The sequence below is a fragment of the Psychrobacter sp. D2 genome (genome assembly GCF_013608135.1).
Classification (GTDB): Bacteria; Pseudomonadota; Gammaproteobacteria; order Pseudomonadales; family Moraxellaceae; genus Psychrobacter; species Psychrobacter cryohalolentis.
The window spans coordinates 328,914-349,773 of the sequence record NZ_JACDXZ010000002.1 but is presented as its reverse complement, the minus strand read 5'-3'; the positions used below and the strand labels follow the sequence as shown (position 1 = coordinate 349,773).

Below are 20,860 nucleotides of genomic sequence, written 5' to 3'. Positions count from 1 at the left end.
GTTTTATGTCGCGGTTAAGATAATATTATCTAATAATTAACGACAAAAAATGAATGACCGCAGCATCATAATGAATAAACGGTTACCAAATAAGCAACAAGGAATACCTTATGAAAAATTTGAGCAAAATTACTGAAATTGAAGACTTACGACGGGTCGCTGAGCGCAAAGTACCTCGCATGTTTTATGATTATGTCGACTCAGGATCATGGACTGAGACCACCTATCGCAATAATGAAACTGACTTTGACCGTATCAAACTGCGTCAGCGGGTATTGGTCAATATGGAAGGACGCTCTCTCGCCACCGAAATGCTGGGCACGTCAGTAAAAATGCCTGTTGCGATTGCGCCAACAGGCTTTACTGGCATGATGTGGGCAGACGGAGAAATCCTCGCGGCACAGGCAGCAGAAAAGTTTGGTGTACCGTTTTCCCTATCGACCATGAGTATTTGCTCTATAGAAGATGTAGCAGAAAATACCAGCCAGCCGTTTTGGTTTCAGCTATATATGATGCGCGATATGGACTTTATCGCCAATTTGATTCGCCGCGCTAAAGAAGCCAATTGCTCAGCGCTCATCCTGACCGCCGACTTACAAGTACTCGGTCAACGTCATAAAGACATCAAAAACGGTCTATCTGCGCCGCCAAAACCGACGCTTGCCAATATCTTAAATCTGATGACCAAGCCAGAATGGTGTATGAATATGCTGGGTACCAAGCGTCGCACCTTTGGTAATATCGTTGGTCATGCCAAAAACGTCGAGGATATCTCATCGCTATCCGCATGGACAGCTGAGCAGTTCGATCCGGCACTGAGCTGGGATGATGTCGCTCGTATTAAAGACATGTGGGGTGGCAAGCTGATTATCAAAGGCATTATGGAGCCAGAAGACGCTGTACTGGCAGCTCGTAGCGGCGCCGATGCGCTAGTGGTCTCCAATCATGGTGGCCGTCAATTGGATGGTGCGCCCTCTTCCATTTCATCTCTAGCCGATATCGTACAAGCCGTGCGTGCTGAAGACAGTCAGATTGAAGTTTGGCTCGATAGCGGTATTCGTTCTGGGCAAGATGTACTCAAAGCGATGGCATTAGGAGCCAATGGCACGATGATTGGTCGCGCTTTTCTTTATGGTCTTGGCGCGTATGGCGAAGATGGTGTCCGCCGAGCGCTTGAGCTGATTTATAACGAATGTGATATCAGCATGGCGTTTTGCGGTCATACCGATATCAATGAAGTGCGCGATGATATCTTGGTCAAAGGTACCTACGAGCATCTCAAAACTGCCTTGCCATACGTAGCACCGATGCGCTGGTAAGTGTAGACGATATAGCTACTTAGACTTGTTGGTCGCTTTCTTTATACTATCTATACCCTTTATACTGTACTGATAATTTTTTATTGATAATTAGATGTTATGACCATTCAACAATTATTAAAGACAGCGCCTGTTACCACCTTGTTATTAGTCAGCTTTATCGGGCTGTTTATCATGCAGGTATTAACGGGTGTCGATGCCAATAATCCCTCAACTGAAGCGCTGGTAAAATGGGGTGCCAATGCTCTACCTTTTACCATGGATAATGAGCCATGGCGCTTGGTCAGCAGTGCGTTTTTGCATATTGGGCTGATGCATTTATTGTTTAATGGTTTTGCCATGTACTTTTTTGGTCAAATCGCCGAGCCGATGTTTGGCTCAGCGAAGTTTTTGGCGCTATTTTTACTGGCAGCAATCGGTGGCAACTTACTAAATAATTACGTCACATGGCAAGGTATTGTGGACGGGACAGGGCAAGCTGGATTATCTGCGGGCGCATCGGGCGGTATCATGGGTATTGGCGCGGCGTTATTAATCGCCGCGCTGTTTAAGATATCAGTCAATGGTATGGTGCTGAATCTTAAAAGCCTGATATTTATTATGGGCATCAACCTAGTTTATGGTTTTGCAGTGCCGGGTATCGACAATGCTGGTCATATTGGCGGTGCGATTACCGGTCTTATCATTGCACTGGCTTTTGCGATTGCCTATCGTCAACGTATGGCAGCTGTCATACAGAATATTGCCACTTACGAGAGTGATTATTTACCCCATTATCAAAGTGAGCAACAAAACGAATATCACACCACTTATATTAATACGCCAGTGAATAGCGATACTTATTTTGATAATGATGTTCACTCAACCAACCTTCATTTAAATCATGACAGTTTGCATAATGAGAGTCATGTAGATAATAATAGTGGTATAAACTCAAACGTAACTATTAACCCTACCAACCCTATTCGCCCTACTCTTAACGAAACCCTGAATGAAAAAAGCACAGCCATTAAACCTGCGCTTATTTGGCAATTGCTGCCGTGGATTGTGATGTTATTTATTAGCATTGGCTTTGTGTGGTGGTGGCAAGATATCCATCAGCAATTAATAGAAGTGCTCAATGCCATTGAGCAAAGTACTGTTTAGCCTATATCTCTTTTATATTTAACGGATTCTATAGTCAGTTCAAAATAAAAGCGATACGATTGTAATAACGTGCTATTGGCTATAATTTTTTCTTGCTTGCTGTTCGCAGGCGTGACAGAGGCTGCAAAAAAATTTATAGCCAATAGCACTGTATCGTTTTTAAGATGAATCGACTATAACGTACAAAAATCCTTACGTGTTTTACTATTTTTATCCCTTTGTTTCACCCACTTATGAGAGCACATCATGTCTACATCATCAGCGCTATCACCGACTTTTATACGCGTTTTGCTTAGTACGTTGACGGCTACTGCCATGCTTGGCGCAGCTAGCCTATCTAATGCAGCACTCTTCAATAAAAACCTACCGAAAGATCCTGATGCTGAGTTAAGCGTCGGCGTCAACGTCATGGCAGTCAAATCTGCTTACGATTTGGAAGAAAGCACCGAGATAAAAGTATTGCCAGGCGTGTTTTATGACAATAATAGAATCTACGCACGCGGTGCTCAAGCGGGTGTATACCTTATCAATGACGGCAGCAATCAGCTAGCTGCTTATGCTCAGCTTGCTGGCAGTGAGTTTGATCCTGATGATGCTACTGGCGCACTAAAAGGACTTGATGAGCGTAAAGCCTCTGCTGCTGCAGGACTAAGCTATACGCGTCTGACACCGGTTGGTGGCTTTCGTGCCCAATACGCTACAGATATCTTAGATCGTAGCGGCGGTAATACTGCCCGCTTAAGCTATATTGGTAAAATTAGCAAAAACAAGCTAACGGTCTATCCAAGCGTTGGATTTGAGTACAATGATGCCGACTACAATGAATACTATTATGGGGTAAGTGATACAGAGTCAACTAGAACGGGCGTCGCTGCTTATACCGCCAACTCAAGCTTGAATCCTTATATTAATGTTAGTGCCAACTATGATTTCAGTAAGCGCTGGGCGGGCTTTGCCAATCAAAGCTTAAGTTATCTGCCAAATGAGCAATATGACAGTCCAATGGTTGACTCGCGTACTGATGCTACGACGACGCTTGGTTTGCTATATAAGTTCTAGTTGAGCTTAGATTATTATTAAAAAAGACCTTACTGCGTAATGTAGTAAGGTCTTTTTTATTCTGTAATAGATACGAAACATTAAACTTTCAACGCATTAAATCCTTCTAACTCAATCAATATATGCTCTTAAATTCATTAGTAGTAAAAATTTAAGCAAGTTCCATATTTGTGGATCTTTTCAATAATTCTAAAATATCTGGACGATTTTCTAGAAGAATTTTATTTAACATCTCTTGAATAAACGGAGCTACCCAGTACTGACTATTTTCAGGTGGCGTCATACCCATTTCTAAATGTTCTAAATAATCTGAAGAGACCATGTAATGTTCATTAATTATAAAGATGTATGAAATATTAAGTATGAATACATTTCTAACATCTTTTCGCAATTGTTCAAGATGCTGAGAACGCTCTTTCAAATATATTCTGCCATCATTAAGCAATACTAAGGAAAAGAAATTGTAGTGCATATTATCATTGCAACGATTTCTAATACCTTCATAGTGCTGATTCAAGTCAATTAACTCATTAACTTCAGATAGAAGCAAAGAGTTCTTTAAATATTTTGCCATCTTAGACATTCTTGGCAATGGCTTTTTACCATGCAGCCAATCATTGATCTCAGCAACATAAAAATCTGCTATTTCTGAATTTTGATTGATATATAAATTTGTGTACGCATTGATCATGACAGAATCATAATATTTTCTTAATAACGCATAACCATCATTTAGATTACCATTTTTTAAAACTAAATCTATAGACTCTAAGGTGCCTCTCATGGACATATAAACATAAGTATCCATATTAGCAATTGCTGACGTACCTTTAGTCGAGAAGCTCATGACAGAGTTGGATAAAGACTCATAAAAGCTAGCATAATAATTAAGTTCTTCAAATATTTTATGGTCAGTATATTCGGCATCCGTTGAATTCATATTCAAGTACTCTGTAGATATGGTAGTTTACTATCTTTTGATATTATTACTTATATCATAAATTGAAGAGATAAATAATGTCACAGAGTAGCGCAAAACTTTACCTACCTATTGAGGCTTTGCAAACTCTTAGCTCCAAAAATTTAACCGAAAAAAACACCTTGCCACATTACATGACAAGGTCTTTTTTATTTCTAACTTCTCAATAGAATCTAAGCATTACTTTTTAAATACGCTAACATGGTGTCTGCATCTGATACTTCAAATGGATCTATTGGACAGTTGTCGCCAAAATCAGCTTCCTTAAACACTTTTTTAACGGCTTTATTTTCGACAACCATCGAATAACGCCATGAGCGCATACCAAAGCCAACATTACTCTTATCAACAAGCATGCCCATTTTACGAGTGAACTCACCATTACCATCAGGAAGTAAGAAAACGTTTTCACGGTTTTGCTTCAGACCCCATTGGTACATGACGAACGCATCATTGACAGAAATGCAAACTATTTCATCTATGCCTAACGCCTTAAACTCATTATAAAGCGCTTCATAACGAGGGAGATGGCTGGTCGAACAAGTTGGCGTAAACGCACCTGGTAGAGAAAACACAACCACTTTTTTATTGGCAAATAACTCATCTGTGGTTAGATCATACCATGTGAACGGGTTGTCTCCTCCAATAGAGTCATCACGAACACGAGTTTTAAAAGTCATATCAGGTACATGGGTAATCATTGTTTACTCCGAGTTAGGTTATTGTCTTTTTTTCCAAAATTCTGCATGTATATGATAATAGTTATAGTAGTCCATAAGCAATCTTTGAGATTACATTCACTATATAAGATGTAGATCTAGCTTTAAAAATATAAACCAAAAAAAAACCTTGCCACATTCTCGTATAAGAAGTGACAAGGTCTTGTTTTCGAAACTTTCAGTGGAACAAATATGATGCTGCTACTAGCAGTACAAATGGTACCTATCGTACATTAAGCAAGTCTGACACCGTAGCACATCATTATTTGGTCTACTGCTTACTTAGGATTTACCATATCAGCAGGGATTACCCACTCATCGAACTGAGCTTCAGTTAGCAGTTCTAGCTCAACCGCAACTTGCTTCAAGGTTTTGTTTTCTTTATAAGCAGTCTTAGCGATTTTCGCGGCATTCTCATAACCAACATGACGGTTAAGCGCAGTCACTAGCATCAATGAGTTATGCAAGAAGTCATCGATTTTGTCTTTTACTGGCTGGATACCAACAGCACAGTTTTCGTTAAAGCTATTGCACGCATCGCCAAGCAGTTTGATAGATTGCAATAAGTTAAAGGCGATAACTGGCTTATAAACGTTTAGCTCAAAGTTACCTGACGCGCCTGCCATGCTGATAGTGACATCGTTACCCATGACTTGCGCCACAACCATGGTCATTGCTTCTGACTGGGTTGGGTTTACTTTGCCCGGCATGATAGAAGAGCCTGGCTCATTTTCAGGAATCGTCAACTCGCCCAAACCACAGCGGGGACCTGATGCCAACCAACGTACGTCGTTAGCGATTTTATTCAAGCTACCTGCTAGCGTTTTTAGTGCGCTTGAAGCAAATACTTCAGCATCACGAGCAGCTAGTGCTTCAAATTTATTCGGTGACGTCACAAATGGAAGACCAGATAATGTCGCCAATTGCTCAGCTGATTTTACCGCATAATCAGGATGAGCGTTTAGACCAGTACCAACCGCCGTACCACCTAATGGCAATTCATACAAGCCTTGTAGCGCATTATCAATACGTACCAATGAATGATCAAGTTGGCTAACATAGCCGCTAAACTCTTGACCTAAAGTCAAAGGCGTGGCGTCTTGTAAATGCGTACGACCGATTTTCACGATGCTATCAAATTCTTTGGCTTTGGCGTCTAGTGTATCGCGCAATGCTTTTACCGCTGGAATCAGTAAGCTATTGATTTCACGAGCAGCGGCAACACGAATCGCCGTTGGGAAGCTGTCGTTGGTAGACTGTGCATGGTTGACATGGTCATTTGGATGAATTGGCGTATAGCTGCCGCGCGCGTTCCCTGCGATTTCATTGGCACGATTCGCTAATACTTCATTCATATTCATGTTTGACTGCGTACCAGAACCGGTCTGCCATACCACTAATGGGAACTGATCCGTTAGACCACCATTGATGACTTCATCAGCGGCTTGCACGATAAGATCGCGCTTATCATCTTCGATACGCTCAAGGCTCGCATTAGTAATCGCAGCGGCTTTTTTGACCAGTGCCATCGCTTCAATCATCGGACGCGGCAAGGTCTCGCCACCGATTTTAAAGTTTTCGCGGCTACGCTGAGTTTGTGCACCCCAATAAGCGTCAGCTGGGACTTCTACATTGCCCATGGTGTCTTTTTCGGTACGAGTTGCCTGATTCTGTGTTGACATAACTACCCTCTTTGATGGTTTGGTAATGAATGGTTTGTCATAAAAAGTGCAACAGCTGCTGCACACAAAGAAAAATACGCTGTAAAGTGGCGTTATGATAGCATGACTTATCACAAATTTCTCCACGTCCGTGAGGGTAACTGATGTCTAAGAACACCAGCCAACAACAATCTACCAGTTCGCTACCTGAGTTATCTACCGTGAGCAGTCAAGCTACTAATAATGTGCAAATAGCTGATACCATTAGCAACCCATCCAGACGCCATTTTACTCGCCAGCGTCGTAGGCTCTTGGATAATGAGCGTAAACAATACGCACGCATGGCAAGCTTGCATTTAGTCAAGCTACAGCAACGCTTACCGCCGAATGCACGTATCGGATTATATTATGATGGCTTTGGTGAGCTGCCCACTCAGCCAATTTTGGATTGGTGTCAACGCTTAGGCTATTTACCGTATTTACCGGTGGTCGGCTCATTTGGCAATGATGATAAGCGGTTACGCTTTGTGCCTATTTATCATGCAAAGTTATTAAATGTACCGACACGCATTCATAGCTTAGGCATGAAGCAAAACCATCATCGCCGATTGCTATGGGCACGCGAGCTAGACGTCATTATCTGTCCATTGGTGGCGGTCGATTCGAACGGTAATCGTATGGGCATGGGTGGCGGATTTTATGATACGACGCTTAGCAAAAGCTATAAATCAGGAGCGAAAAAACCGTTAAAGATAGGCTGGTGCTATGACTTTCAAGTGGTTGAGCAAGTAGAGCGTCAATCATGGGATGTGCCGTTAGATGCCATAATTACGCCAAGTGGCTTGAGGTGGTTTCGATGAAAGATAATCGGAAATCTCTAGATACTAACTCTAGTGCAGAGAATGTCGAACAACATTTGCAAGAGTTAGAAAAAGCGGATTATGAGCGGCTCTATTATAGTCAAGAGCAGACTTTTAGCGCTGACGAGTTAGCAAATACTATCAATGAACGCCGTTTAAATGAATTAATGGCGCAAAGTGATGAATTTTTGAGGGGGTTAAATAGTGAGATTGAGGATTTTGATGAGTAGTATTAATTAAGAAAGGCATAAATCACATCATCATATAGTTAAAATATCTTAAAAACGCTACAGTACTGCTGGTATAAATTTTTTGTAGCCTCTGTCTGCGTAGGCACAGCAAGCAAAGAAAATTAATATCAGCAGTACATGATGTATGGATATTACTTTTCCCTGACTATAAGAAATCAAAAAGGCGAATGATTATGAAATCACTCGCCTTTTTTATATCGATATTAAGAGTTTATATTGTTAATTAAAGCACCATTGCCGCAATCCAACCAAAGATCAATAACGGAATATTGTAATGGATAAAGGTTGGCACCACGCTGTCTTTGATATGGTCATGCTGTCCATCAACATTTAGACCAGAGGTGGGACCCAATGTTGAATCTGACGCTGGAGAACCGGCATCACCAAGCGCACCAGCCGTTCCAATAATAGCTACTGTTGCCAATGGCGAAAACCCAAGCGAAATACAAAGTGGGACATAAATCGCTGCCAAAATTGGAATGGTCGAAAAGGATGAGCCAATACCCATAGTTACAATCAAGCCAATGAGTAACATAATAAATGCTGCCATCGCTTTGTTACCAGCAAACAACGATGCCGCTCCATCAACCAATGGTTGAATTTGCTCAGTCGCTTTCATCACTTCGGCAAAGCCTTGGGCGGTAATCATAATAAAGCCAATCATCGCCATGAGCTTGATGCCGTCATTAAAGACCGTATCGGCATCACGCCATTTAACCACGCCTGTCGCCATAAAGACGCCAAAACCAAACATTGAGCCTAGCAATAATGAATCAGTATATAGCTGCACCACAAAAGCAGTGACAATCGCTGCGATCGCCACTAGCGTCTTCATTTTACTTTGTGTTTGTGCAGTAGCCGCAGTTTTGCTTAACTCGTCACTATCTAACACTTCATCATGCGCAGCTTTATCAATTGCTAGCTGCTGATACTGACGCGGTTTACGATAGCTGATAAATACAGCAATCAGTAAGCCCACGAACATACCCAAAGCGGGAATCGCCATGGCTTTGGTCACCGAGATATTACTGATATCGATACCGGCTTCACCAACATTTTTAAGCATGATTTGATTGAGATAAATATCGCCAAACCCATACGGAATAAACATATAAGTCGTGACAAGTCCAAAGGTAATCAAACAAGCAATTAAACGTCTATCAATATGCATGCGGTTAAATGCCAATAATAATGGCGGCACAAGCAAGGGAATAAAGGCAATATGAATAGGGATTAAGTTTTGGCTAAAGCAGCTCATAGTGACAAGACCTGCAAACAGCATATATTTAATCATTCCACTGGTGCCGCCTGCATCAATGCGCTTAATCACTGCCCCTGCCAAAGATTGTGGCAAGCCGGAATGTGCAATTGCTACTGCAAACGCACCTAGCAGCGCATAAGACAGCGCAATTTGCGCGCCGTTTTTAATCCCTTCTTGAAAGGCGTTCAAGGTATCAGTCATACCGAGACCAGCAATGAGCCCACCTGCCAGCGCACCGATTAACAAACTGAGTACCACGTGTACCCGCGCCAAAGACAGCCCTAGCATGATGACTACCGCCAGTAGCACCGCATTGATGGTCATATTCTTGCCCCTTACCGTATATTTTTTAGCCTACTATCGACCCATTTTGGTATGCTGCCAATTTACTTATGTCGTCTCAGCCTTTTAATCCACACAGTTGCTATTTGAACGGAGCGATTAAGACGCGCGCTATTTTACCTGATTTTACGACTAAAACCCACGCGCAAAACCAAATAGCTTGAAGAGAAAAAGTAGATAAAGGAACAATATTCTCTCAACTGTTGATAACAGAGCCTTGCAATTTTATATAGCAGCACCATTTATCTAAACATGAACCACTAACTTGACTTTACAAGTCTGGTGAACGAGGAAGAATATATGAGTGAACATAAAATTGATAAAGACAATATCGACATCGATGTCGACGTATCACCTAACGTTGCTGATGACAACAAGCAGCAAAGTGAGCTAGAAAACGAGCAACAGAACGAGCTAAAAACCTCGTCTGATAACGCAGTAGAAAACAAGTCAGCGTCTGACGCTGCTCAAGAAGATGACACTGCGAAAGACAGTAAAGAAGATGCTGTTGAAGATTATCTGCCATTATTGGCACTGCGCGATGTCGTTGTTTATCCGCATATGCAAATTGCCTTGTTTGTCGGTCGTGAGCCTTCAGTCAAAGCGGTTGAATTGGCGCAAGCTGAGTACGGCAATAAGGTTTTGGTCGTTGCTCAAAAAGACTCGCTCACCGAAGACATTGATCACGATAACTTATATCAATACGGCACAGTATGTCGTATCGTCAGCACCATGCCACATGATAGCGATGAGAATTGCATCAAAGTATTGATCGAAGGTCAATATCGCGCTCGTGTTGATTCGATAGAGAGTCATGATGATTTATTGATGGCAAGCTTTGAGCGTGCAGACCTTGATGTCAGCATGGATGAAAGCCAGCAGAAAAACACGATTCAAGCTTTAACCTCGCTGTTTGAAAGCTATGCCGATGCACGTCTACGTAATGCGCGTGAGCTAACGCGCGTTGCAAAACGTATCGATGATTTGCTTGAGTTGGTCTACTTTATCTCAACTCGTGTGTCGATGGATCTTGATATCAAACAGTCATTTTTAGAGCAAAATGATATCAAAACCCATATCAACACTTTGACTGAATATTTGGTCAAGCAAAGTGCTGAGCAAAATATCGAACAAGATATCCAAGAAGCTGTCCGTCAGCAAATGGAAGACAATCAGCGCGAATACTTCTTAAACGAGAAGATGAAAGCCATTAAAAACGAGCTGTCAGATATGAATGACGGTGCGTTCGATGGTGAAGATGACGTGGCTGAGCTTGAACAACGTCTTGATGAAGCTGACTTACCAGAAGATGTGCGCAAAAAAGCCGAGCAAGAGATGAAAAAGCTCAAAATGATGCCACCGGCTTCGAGCGAATCTTCAGTGGTGCGTAACTATATTGAATGGATTTTGGACACGCCGTGGAATGCGACGACTAAAGTTTCTATCAATTTAGATAAAGCTAAAACTGTCCTAGACGAAGACCATTATGGCTTACAAGATGTCAAAGATCGCATCTTAGAGTATCTCGCTGTACAGTCTCGAGTGAAAAAACTGCGCGGTCCGATTCTTTGCTTAGTCGGTCCTCCAGGTGTTGGTAAAACTTCATTGGGCGAATCAATTGCTCGTGCAACCGGTCGTAAGTTTGTACGTATGGCGCTTGGCGGCGTACGTGATGAAGCTGAGATTCGTGGTCATCGCCGTACGTATATCGGTGCAATGCCAGGTAAAATCGTGCAGTCATTGGCAAAGGTAGAAGTCAAAAACCCGCTATTCTTATTGGATGAAATCGATAAGATGGCGCATGATTTCCGCGGTGATCCAGCATCAGCATTACTTGAAGTGCTAGACCCATCACAGAATGATACTTTCAATGACCATTATTTAGATATGGACTTAGATTTATCACAAGTGATGTTTATCTGTACCGCTAACAGTATGGATATTCCAGCTGCGCTACTTGACCGTATGGAGGTTATTCGCCTACCGGGTTATACCGAAGCAGAAAAAGTGAATATCGCGCAGAAGTATCTAGTGCCAAAAGCCATTAAAAATAACGGTCTCAAAGAAGGCGAGATTGAGATTGTAGAAGCAGCATTGCATAGCATCGTGCGTAGCTATACGCGTGAAGCCGGTGTACGTAACCTTGAGCGTGAAGTGAATAAAATCTGCCGTAAAGTGGTTCGCGGTTCGGTTGAAACGCATGGCGCCCGCGCTCCGAAAAAAGCAGAACGTCAGCTGGTCGTGGTCGATGACAAAAACATCGATGACTATCTAGGTGTCCATCAGTATGACTATGGTCTAGCGGAAGAAGAGCCTGAGATTGGTCGTATTACTGGGCTTGCTTGGACACAAGTCGGTGGCGAGCTACTCACTATCGAAGCGGTTGCGATGAAAGGCAAAGGTGAGCTTATCTTTACCGGTTCACTCGGCGATGTGATGAAAGAATCTATCCGTGCAGCGATGAGTGTGGTACGTGCTCGTGGCGATAGCTTAGGCATTGATTATGAGACTTTTAAAACGACTGACGTCCATGTACATATGCCAGAAGGAGCCACTCCAAAAGACGGTCCATCTGCTGGTGGTGCGCTAACGACAGCGCTGGTATCTGCCTTGACTGGTATTGCTATTCGTCCAGATATTGCCATGACAGGTGAGATTACCCTGCGTGGTAAAATCTTACGTATCGGTGGTCTTAAAGAGAAGCTGCTCGCAGCGCATCGTGGTGGCATCAAGCATGTGTTGATTCCAGATACTAACGAGCGTGACTTAGCCGATATCCCTGATAACGTCAAAGAAGGCTTAACCATTCAGCCAGTCGCGACGATTGATGAGATATTAAAAGTAGCGTTGGTCAGTATGCCAGTACCAATTAAACCTGCCAAAGTAACGGTTGATAAGACCAAAGGTAAAGCGCTACACAATTAATCTGATTAGTTACTAATCCAGTCTTATAAATTAAAGAGCCGCTCGTCGTAATGATGGGCGGCTTTTTTTTGGCAATAATAAAAAACAATCTTCTTAAAATCCCGTGCTATATTTTAGACAAATGTTTATTTGGTAACAATCATGACTTTAAACCGTTTAGCTTTATGCGTATGTTCAGTTGTCTCGTTTTCAGTAGGTCTAATAGGCTGTCAGTCTAGTATTGTAAAAGATAATTCTACACCTACTAACTCAATGGTGACTGGCCCTAGCACTTCTGTCCCAGTATCCTATCAGCCCATCATAAACACTGAAAAACTAGAAGAAATTGTAGGGGTAGCTAACGAAACAGTCACTGAAGCAAATACCCTGCAATGGGCAAGCCATTATCAGTGGCAATTGGCACACGTCAAAGACCAGCAAGGCTACCTTGTTAATATCAACACGGCTAATCCCATTACTTTAGCAATCGCGCCTAGCTCACTAAGCTTATCTCAAGGCTGCCAGCATTTTTCAATCGACTTTGGATGGATGGATGCGCCACCTTTTGAGTATGGTAGCGATCTTAGGAAAAAACCCTCTGACTGTAAAAAGACCTCTAACGATAAAATGGGTAAAGGCGATATAGAAGCGCTATTTCCTAAAAACGGTATATTAAAATTAGGCATTACGCTGTCAGCAGTAGCAAAAAACGAACCTAATAATACTCAAATGGCACCGAAAAATTTGATGGTCAAAATCGAAAACGGCAATACATTAATGTTCACTGGCAAGCCTATAGCCTTTAAAAAACCAACGGGATTGCCGATAGATAAGGCATTACTAGAGCGCTATGACTGGGAGCTAAAGAGCGCTGTTCGTAATACTTTTGATGATAAAGGAAAGGTTATATCTCGACAGTCTATTAGTCATTTTTATCATCCAGAGTTTTCAGTATCGTTACGATTTAGAGGGTATGACGATAGTCAATATGCGTCATTTAACTCAAACTGTAATGGCGTCGGTGGTCCGTATATCTTGATGACCGACCATACGTTGCTAGTTGGCTCAGGAATGCAAACAGTGATGGGCTGCGGTGTTACTGGCAATAGAATTGAAAATGAGCTGTCTAAGCTTGTCAGTAATAGCAAAAGCACTCTTAGTTTGAGTTTGCAACCTTCCTCTTTATCAGAAGCTCAATCGAACAGCCAAGCCAATTTTCCACATTACAACCTATTGCAAACGATGGAAACAGGCGAAACGCTTATCTGGAAGAATGAAGTAAAGAAAACACCTTAGCCTCTATTCATTCTCATATTTTTTAAAAAGGATTTTACAATGCTCCTGCCAACTATAAAGCGCTCATTAACTATTATCAGCTTGTCTGTAGCAGTGGGATTAATGGGTTGCCAGTCTGCGCCATCGAATAGTATCCAGCAGACCACTATCGTCAACGCACCTGTTGTTAAAGATAAATCTAACTTTACTGACGAGATAGTAATTAAAGAATCACAAGTAATGCAATGGCTAGCTCATTATGACTGGCAATTGGCGCAAGTAATTAATCAAAACGGTAACATAGTCGATATCGAAAATTTTGCACCGATTACCTTAGCAATAGAACCCAGTGCAGTCAGATTTTATCAAGGTTGCGAGCAATATATGCTGGATTTCCATTCGATGTCCGCACCGCCTTACCCTTATTATTCTCATCTTGCCAAAGTTCCAGCGAACTGTAACGATGACAATGACTTTGACAATGCCCTTGATAATAAAACTGTGATTACAGAGGATAATAGTATTCAATCGTTATTTGTTAAGTACGCACCTGTTAGGCTTAATTTTGAGTTATTGCCAACTTCGCATTTAACATCAGAATCAGCGCCAGTCGCCATACAAGCTGCTCCTAAACGTTTGGCACTTAATATTGAAAACGGTAATCGCTTAATTTTTATAGGTTCACCTAAAGCATTAGCAGCTCCCACTGGATTACCCATTACTAACGAGTTATTAGAGCAGTATCATTGGACGCTGGTGAGCGCCGTCAGTAATACTTATGATGAAAAAGGAGAATTAACTAGAAAATCTTTGGGCAATTTTTATCACCCTGATCACCCTATTTCAGCGAGCTTTGAGAGCTGGCCTGACAATCAGTACGCATCCTTTAGCTCAGGCTGTAACGACTCTCGCGCGCCCTATTTTTTACGCAATGATAATATCTTCAAAGTCGGCATTATTATTAGTACCGTAATGGGTTGCGGTGAGACAGGCAATAGAATCGAATCCGCTTTGTTTGATTTAATGCGTGATAGCAGCAGTCAGCTAACATTAAGCTTACAACCAATATCGCCAACAGCAGACAATCAGACTGATATACCTCATTATAATTTATTGCAAACGATGGCAACAGGCGAAACCTTAGTATGGCAAAACGAAGCCAAGAAAACACCGTAAATAAATTCCGACCCCATCAGTAACTTACATTTATTAACCGATTGTTGCGCTTTTAGTGAATAACTCCTTCAAGCGCCTAGCTATACTGATACAGTAAATCATTGATGATATCAAAAACAAAAATTTAAAACGGAGATAATAATGAATAAGATAATACTTGCAAGTGCACTATTATGTAGTTCTGCTTTAGCAATGACGGGTTGCCAAACGGTAGAAGGTCAGATGCAAACAGGCAATCCTTTAAACCAACCTGTTTTAAAGTCGACCATTAATGCTGTTACTGGTGATAAAAATGAAGTCGGGCAAATGTTTTTGCGCCCCGTTGATGGCGGTGTACAAGTATATGGTAAGCTAATGAACTTGCAGCCGGGTCAGACCGTGTCGCTACATATCCATGAAACAGGAAGCTGTGGCAATATGGGTAAAGCAGCAGGTGGGCATTTTAATCCAGATAATAAGCCACACTCTAACCCAGATGACATGAATGGTCATGCAGGCGACTTACCTAATCTAACGGCTAATGCGGATGGTGTCGCAACTATCAATTATGTGAATAAGAAAATTTCTGCCGCTGACGCTGGTAAATATAGCGTCAATCGCCTAGCCTTTATCGTGCATAGTGGCGTTGATGATTATACCAGTCAGCCAGCTGGTAATGCCGGTGATCGCGTCGCTTGCGGTATCATCGAAAAAAGATAATTCATAGTCCATAATCACAGCTTCGATTTTAAATCATAAAAAAACCTCTTAGATTGTCTAAGAGGTTTTTTTATAGCCTGAAACTATTGACGGCTTAAAGGTAAAAAAAATTTACTCCTCTACCCACTCGCCTTTACGCCAGTAAACGCCCCAGCGTGTGGCTTTGCCATTTTTCTCAGAGCCGATATACTGCTCTTTTTTCTTGCGCGACCAACGTAAAATCGTCGGATTACCATCTGGATCTTCATCTGGTCCTGCAAACAAATACTGGAACTTGTCTTCCATTTTATCTTTAATCTCTCGCAGCTCAGCAAGCTTTGGCGGACGTGTCTCCCGTACTTTAGGGAACTTAGAGGCTGCTAAGAACATGCCCGCTGCGCCTTCACGTAAGATAAAGTAATCTTCATGCTTAACAGATTTTAACTCTGGTAGATGAATAGGATCCATGCGCGGCGGTGCTGCTTCGCCCGTTTTCAGTACTTTACGCGTATTATCACATTGCTGGCAAGCAAAGTAAGGGCCAAAACGTCCCGTCTTTAGCTCCATTTGTCCATCGCACTTATTACAGTCAATGGTTGGAGAATCAGAGCCAGGCACTTCGAACTTACCTTCTTCTAAGACATAACCATCACAATCAGGATTGTTACCACACACATGCAGCTTCAGACCGCCATCAACAATATAACCATTCATTGCCGTACCGCATTTCGGGCAGCGTTTCTTCTCCATCAAATCTCTGACTTCGGCCGCTTCGTCATCACCTTCGGCATCATCAAGATTGGCAAAAGCTTCGACTGGCATTAAGTTCTTAGTGCCTTTACAGCGCTCTTTTGGTGGTAAGTTATAACCAGTACAACCTAAGAATACACCCGTTGAACCGGTACGTAGCTGCATTGGACGAGCACAAAGATCACAATGGACATCTGGTACATCGGTTGGATCATTGGGGCGCATGCCGTCTTTTTCTTTAGCACGATCAAGCGTTGTTTTGAAGTCACCATAGAAATTATCGAGCACATCTTTCCAATCTGTATCGCCTTCTGCCACATGGTCAAGCTTGTCTTCAAGCGCCGCAGTAAAGGTATAATCCATCAAGTCTGGGAAACTTGCCGTCAGTCTGTCGGTGACGATATCACCCATTTTTTCAGCAAACAGGCGCTTGTTTTCTAACTTCACATAACCACGATCTTGAATAGTCGAGATGATAGAAGCATAGGTCGATGGACGACCGATGCCTTTTTTCTCAAGCTCTTTGACCAAGCTTGCCTCAGTAAAACGCGGTGGCGGCTTAGTAAAATGTTGACTCGGATCAAGCTTATCTACTACTAATTTATCGCCTTTTTTCACATCTGGTAATAAGTTATCGTCGGTCTTGGCAGGTGGCATCACTTTGGTATAGCCATCAAATACCAAGGTACGACCGCGTGCTTTTAACTCAACGTCGTCAGCTGCAACGAATAAATTCACTGATAGATATTTTGCTGGTAACATCTGACAGGCCACAAACTGACGCCAGATTAGCTCATACAAACGTATGGCATCACGCTCAACGGCTTTAAGCTGTGTTGACTTCATATTGACGTTAGACGGACGTATGGCTTCATGCGCCTCTTGTGCACCTTGTTTATTACCATAGAAATTCGGCTTTTCTGGCACGTATTTTGCGCCATAGCTGTCTTCGATATAGCCACGTACCGCAGCAAGCGCATCACCTGATAAAAAGGTCGAATCGGTACGCATATAAGTAATATGACCCGCTTCGTACAAACGCTGCGCCAAAATCATGGTTTTCTTAACTGAGAATCCCAGACGCGTGCTGGCGGCTTGTTGCAAAGTCGAGGTAATAAAAGGCGCGCTTGGTTTCGACTGCGTTGGCTTCTCTTCACGTTCTTTGACGATAAAGTCATTTGCTTTTAGGACATCTAATACTTTATCAGTCTGCTCTTTATTGACGAGCTTTAGCGTTTTGCCGCCTTGCTTAGTGGCTTCTAAACGAATACCAATTTGCTCAGCGTCTGCAGCTTTTTTGGCTTTGCTCTCAGCAATATGGGTATCGGCATGAATCTGCCAATACTCTTCTGGAATAAAGGCGCGAATTTCATGCTCACGCTCAACAACCAAGCGCATAGCAACAGACTGGACGCGACCCGCCGATAGACCACGAGCAACCTTTTGCCACAAAAGTGGCGATACCATAAAACCAACGACACGGTCTAAAAAACGACGCGCTTGCTGTGCATTAACTCGGTCAATATCGAGCTTCGATGGTTGCTTAAAGGCATTTTGAATGGCAGATTTGGTAATCTCGTTAAAAACCACACGCTCATACTTACTGTCAGCGCCGCCGATGACTTCTTTAAGATGCCAAGCAATCGCCTCTCCCTCTCTATCCATATCCGTTGCCAGATAGATTTTGTCAGCGTCTTTGGCTAAAGCTTTCAGCTCTTTAATGACCTTGGTCTTATTTGGCAAGACTTCATAGACTGCCGCCCAATCATGCTCAGGGTCGACACCCATACGCCGTACCAATGCTTGCTGGGTTTTTTCTTCTTTGCTTAGACTGTCATCTTTTTTGGTCGTTGCTGGTTTCTTTGCGCTTTTGCTAGCACCGACTGGCAAATCTCGGACATGACCAATACTTGAGCGCACGATAAAATCATCACCCAAGTATTTATTGATGGTTTTTGCCTTGGCGGGTGATTCAACAATCACCAAAGACTTGCCCTTTGGACTGGCTTTTGGGCTGCCTTTAGGTTTGTCAGCAGCGGGCGCTGCACTTTTTTTAGCTGCGGGTTTTGTCATAGGTGACGACACCATAATAAGTAAATTAAAATAAGAATTGTCTAGCAGCATGCCATTTATAGGTTTGGTTATAAGGGCGTGGCAAATTATTGTAGTAATGGCTGCTAGTAAAATCGGTTATAAAACAAATGATAACCATAACGAAAGGTTTCAGTTATAAAGACGTTACACTGCTAAGGCTTAAACTGTCAACTGAAAATGACTAAGCGTCTGCCAAAAGCACTTGCATATCGCTCGTTTATGGAGACGAAAAAACAATTTGCTACCTTGTGGTGATTTTTATAGGATCTTTTGCATTTGCAGCGCCCACTCTTCAAGCTTTTCTTTGAGCGCTAATAAATCGCTCTCAATCAATTTTTGCTGATAAGCAGGGTTGGTCGCAGGGCGTACATAAGCGATATCTTCCCAATAAATCACGATACTATTTGCCTTAGTCAATAACCCTTTTACATAGGGCTCAATACTGACTGGCAAATCAAGTGGCATCTTGTCCAAACTGACATTGGGCTTCTTAATTGCCGTATGGGTATTGCTTTGATTCGCACGAATAGCTGTTGGCACGATAAGCTTATTATCATCTGTAGTCGTATCGACAAAACTACTATCTGGTCGCCATTGCCCATCAATCACTTGATAGCGGGTAAACGGCAGATTGGTATTTTCTAATATTAAGCAATACTGCCCCATCATCCCGCGACCATACTCATTGTCTTTACCCTTTATCCAGTCAGGACAAGTGACCAGCTTTGGGTTGAGCTGCAAGCGGCGCGCGGTCATACGCAGCTTATCTAAACGCTGATCGATACCGCTCGGCTTGAGCGCCATCATACTCCCTAATACGAATAGTACAATGAGAATAGCAATCCACATACCCATGACAATCTGACCTTTTAGCTAATAAGTTCGCTTATAACAGCGATTATTTTATACGTGACTGACCTTGATAACTGTATTTATAATGCGTGTCAGCTCTCAAAAATCAAGAAGAATAGAGCGCAAGTATACAGATTACCGCATACTAGATTATCTATCGTTATGAGACAAGCCAGCAGCTAATCTACAATATCGCTGATATTTATAGTGGCATATCAAATACTTAGTACAGAAAGCTACTCGTTCGATAACAAGATACAAAAAGTCGAGCCTATAAAAAGGTGCTATGATAAACCATAATTTTAAACGCGCGCAGGTTTATTATGAATAATCTTATTAAGCGAAACTCATCGAGTGCCAATTTTACTCAAAAATCGCGCAGTCCAATCATGAGTAGGTCCAACGTTGCCTTAACACTAATCGGTGTTGCCTTATTTACTTTATCAGGCTGTGCCACCACTCAAAAAAGCCTGACGCCGCAGCAATGTCAAAGCAGCAACTGGCAAGAAGTGGGCTATGCCGACGGTATCAATGGGCGCTCAGGGGATTATTTTGGTCATTATGCTAATAGCTGTGCTAGTGCTGGCGCTCCCATGCCAAACCGTATTCAATGGGAACAGGGTCGCCAGCTGGGGCTAAAAAAATACTGTACTGAGCTAAATGCTTATAAGCGTGGTCGTGAAGGCTATGACTGGCAGCCTGTCTGCCCGCTTGAAGGCATTGAAAAGCTCGAAGAAGCTTACGCGCAAGGTCGCTATTACCATATGCGCCAGCGTGATCTTGATTACTTGCGGTCGCCTTATCCGTTTGGTTATGGTCCTGGACGCTATGGCGGCTACGGCTATCGCCCATTTGGCTACGGCTGGTAAGCATTTATCAAGAATAAAAGCTAAATAATACATTAATAAAATAAAGGAAACCTCACAAGATTACCTTGTGAGGCCGGAGAGAAAGTTTATTATTTTGATGATTCTTATTATTATTCTGCTGATTTTTCTGTTAATAAGCTTGCTGATATTTCTAGCAATCTTATGGCTTTAATGATTATTCATTAACAAAGGCTATTTTGCTTAGTCCCGCTTCACTCGCCGCTGCCAACACTTGAGCGACGGTATCATATTTACTGTCTTTATCAGCACGTAGTTGTACGGAAGGATCTTTGCCAGCGGCACTTTGCTGCTGCAAGCGTACTTCTAGCTCTTCCATACTAATAGGATCGCTGTCCCAAAATATCCCTGCATCTTTATCAATACTGATTTGGATCGCTTCGGGCGGGATTTCATTTAACATCGCACTGGTCTTTGGCAAATCTAATGGCACTGCCGGATTCAATACGCTCGCCGTCAATAAAAAGATAATCATCAATACCAGCATGATATCGATCAGCGGAATGAGGTTCATCTCATTCATGCTTTGACTACTATCATCACCCAATTGAAATGCCATAATATTCTCAATACGTTTTGTATAATCATCAAAGCTATTACTTTCTAGCTTATCTGTCGCTTCGCTTTCTTTTAATGTAAAACCCTAT

At 42.3% G+C, this 20,860-nt stretch carries 17 protein-coding genes; 10 read left to right on the top strand and 7 right to left on the bottom strand.

Annotation, left to right across the window (positions count from 1 at the left end):
• Window positions 1-110 precede the first annotated feature (110 nt).
• The 3 genes from H0262_RS04185 (at window position 111) to H0262_RS04175 (ending at window position 3,524) form a co-directional block, all read left to right on the top strand.
• Window positions 111-1,319, top strand: a complete 1,209-nt coding sequence (locus H0262_RS04185) for an alpha-hydroxy acid oxidase (RefSeq protein WP_181209796.1) — start codon at window positions 111-113, stop codon at window positions 1,317-1,319.
• 99 nt (window positions 1,320-1,418) lie between these two features.
• Window positions 1,419-2,465 (top strand): rhomboid family intramembrane serine protease, encoded by a 1,047-nt coding sequence (locus H0262_RS04180; RefSeq protein WP_181209795.1) that lies wholly within the window; start codon window positions 1,419-1,421, stop codon window positions 2,463-2,465.
• 246 nt (window positions 2,466-2,711) lie between these two features.
• A complete protein-coding gene (locus tag H0262_RS04175; protein ID WP_181209794.1) occupies window positions 2,712-3,524 on the top strand; it encodes a MipA/OmpV family protein in 813 nt (270 codons plus the stop codon).
• 151 nt (window positions 3,525-3,675) lie between these two features.
• Here H0262_RS04175 and H0262_RS04170 read toward each other — a convergent pair whose 3' ends face one another.
• The 3 genes from H0262_RS04170 to fumC form a co-directional block, all read right to left on the bottom strand.
• On the bottom strand, window positions 3,676-4,464 hold the full coding sequence (locus H0262_RS04170) for a hypothetical protein (RefSeq protein WP_181209793.1): 789 nt from the start codon (window positions 4,462-4,464) through the stop codon (window positions 3,676-3,678).
• A gap of 212 nt (window positions 4,465-4,676) precedes the next feature.
• Window positions 4,677-5,204, bottom strand: coding sequence for a peroxiredoxin (locus H0262_RS04165; RefSeq protein ID WP_181209792.1), 528 nt, complete (start codon window positions 5,202-5,204; stop codon window positions 4,677-4,679).
• A 296-nt stretch (window positions 5,205-5,500) separates the two neighbouring features.
• A complete protein-coding gene (gene fumC / locus H0262_RS04160; RefSeq protein ID WP_181209791.1) occupies window positions 5,501-6,904 on the bottom strand; it encodes a class II fumarate hydratase in 1,404 nt (467 codons plus the stop codon).
• Between the two features lie 143 nt (window positions 6,905-7,047).
• Between fumC and H0262_RS04155 the strand changes: the two genes are divergently transcribed.
• Both H0262_RS04155 and H0262_RS04150 read left to right on the top strand, forming a co-directional pair.
• Window positions 7,048-7,743: a 5-formyltetrahydrofolate cyclo-ligase gene (locus H0262_RS04155; RefSeq protein WP_181209790.1), complete on the top strand. Its 696-nt coding sequence runs from the start codon at window positions 7,048-7,050 to the stop codon at window positions 7,741-7,743.
• Complete coding sequence (locus H0262_RS04150; RefSeq protein ID WP_181209789.1) at window positions 7,740-7,973, top strand: hypothetical protein; 234 nt, start codon at window positions 7,740-7,742, stop codon at window positions 7,971-7,973. Before H0262_RS04155 ends, H0262_RS04150 begins: the two co-directional genes overlap by 4 nt.
• A 244-nt stretch (window positions 7,974-8,217) precedes the next feature.
• Here the strand turns inward: H0262_RS04150 and H0262_RS04145 are convergent, their stop codons facing one another.
• Window positions 8,218-9,579 carry a Na+/H+ antiporter family protein gene (locus H0262_RS04145; RefSeq protein WP_181209788.1) on the bottom strand — a complete coding sequence of 454 codons (1,362 nt, stop codon included), beginning with the start codon at window positions 9,577-9,579 and terminating at the stop codon, window positions 8,218-8,220.
• Between the two features lie 318 nt (window positions 9,580-9,897).
• Between H0262_RS04145 and lon the strand changes: the two genes are divergently transcribed.
• The 4 genes from lon to H0262_RS04125 all read left to right on the top strand — a co-directional run bounded on the left by lon (window position 9,898) and on the right by H0262_RS04125 (window position 15,651).
• Window positions 9,898-12,522, top strand: a complete 2,625-nt coding sequence (gene lon / locus H0262_RS04140; protein WP_227673130.1) for an endopeptidase La — start codon at window positions 9,898-9,900, stop codon at window positions 12,520-12,522.
• A gap of 141 nt (window positions 12,523-12,663) precedes the next feature.
• Complete coding sequence (locus tag H0262_RS04135; RefSeq protein WP_181209787.1) at window positions 12,664-13,797, top strand: META domain-containing protein; 1,134 nt, start codon at window positions 12,664-12,666, stop codon at window positions 13,795-13,797.
• 39 nt (window positions 13,798-13,836) lie between these two features.
• A complete protein-coding gene (locus H0262_RS04130) occupies window positions 13,837-14,952 on the top strand; it encodes an META domain-containing protein (protein WP_181209786.1) in 1,116 nt (371 codons plus the stop codon).
• A 141-nt stretch (window positions 14,953-15,093) separates the two neighbouring features.
• The gene (locus H0262_RS04125; RefSeq protein WP_181209785.1) at window positions 15,094-15,651 is read left to right on the top strand and encodes a superoxide dismutase family protein; all 558 of its coding nucleotides are present in this window, start codon (window positions 15,094-15,096) and stop codon (window positions 15,649-15,651) included.
• Between the two features lie 111 nt (window positions 15,652-15,762).
• On the opposite strand, the gene topA is transcribed toward H0262_RS04125, so the two are convergent.
• Both topA and H0262_RS04115 read right to left on the bottom strand, forming a co-directional pair.
• Window positions 15,763-18,453 carry a type I DNA topoisomerase gene (gene topA / locus H0262_RS04120; RefSeq protein WP_259275394.1) on the bottom strand — a complete coding sequence of 897 codons (2,691 nt, stop codon included), beginning with the start codon at window positions 18,451-18,453 and terminating at the stop codon, window positions 15,763-15,765.
• Window positions 18,454-18,732: 279 nt separating this feature from the next.
• Entirely contained in the window at window positions 18,733-19,329 is a 597-nt protein-coding gene (locus H0262_RS04115; RefSeq protein ID WP_011514222.1) for a hypothetical protein, read from the bottom strand.
• A 320-nt stretch (window positions 19,330-19,649) separates the two neighbouring features.
• On the opposite strand from H0262_RS04115, the gene H0262_RS04110 reads away from it, so the two are divergent.
• On the top strand, window positions 19,650-20,195 hold the full coding sequence (locus H0262_RS04110; RefSeq protein ID WP_259275393.1) for a DUF2799 domain-containing protein: 546 nt from the start codon (window positions 19,650-19,652) through the stop codon (window positions 20,193-20,195).
• Window positions 20,196-20,370: 175 nt separating this feature from the next.
• Here the strand turns inward: H0262_RS04110 and H0262_RS04105 are convergent, their stop codons facing one another.
• On the bottom strand, window positions 20,371-20,772 hold the full coding sequence (locus H0262_RS04105) for a biopolymer transporter ExbD (RefSeq protein WP_011514224.1): 402 nt from the start codon (window positions 20,770-20,772) through the stop codon (window positions 20,371-20,373).
• Window positions 20,773-20,860: the final 88 nt, after the last annotated feature.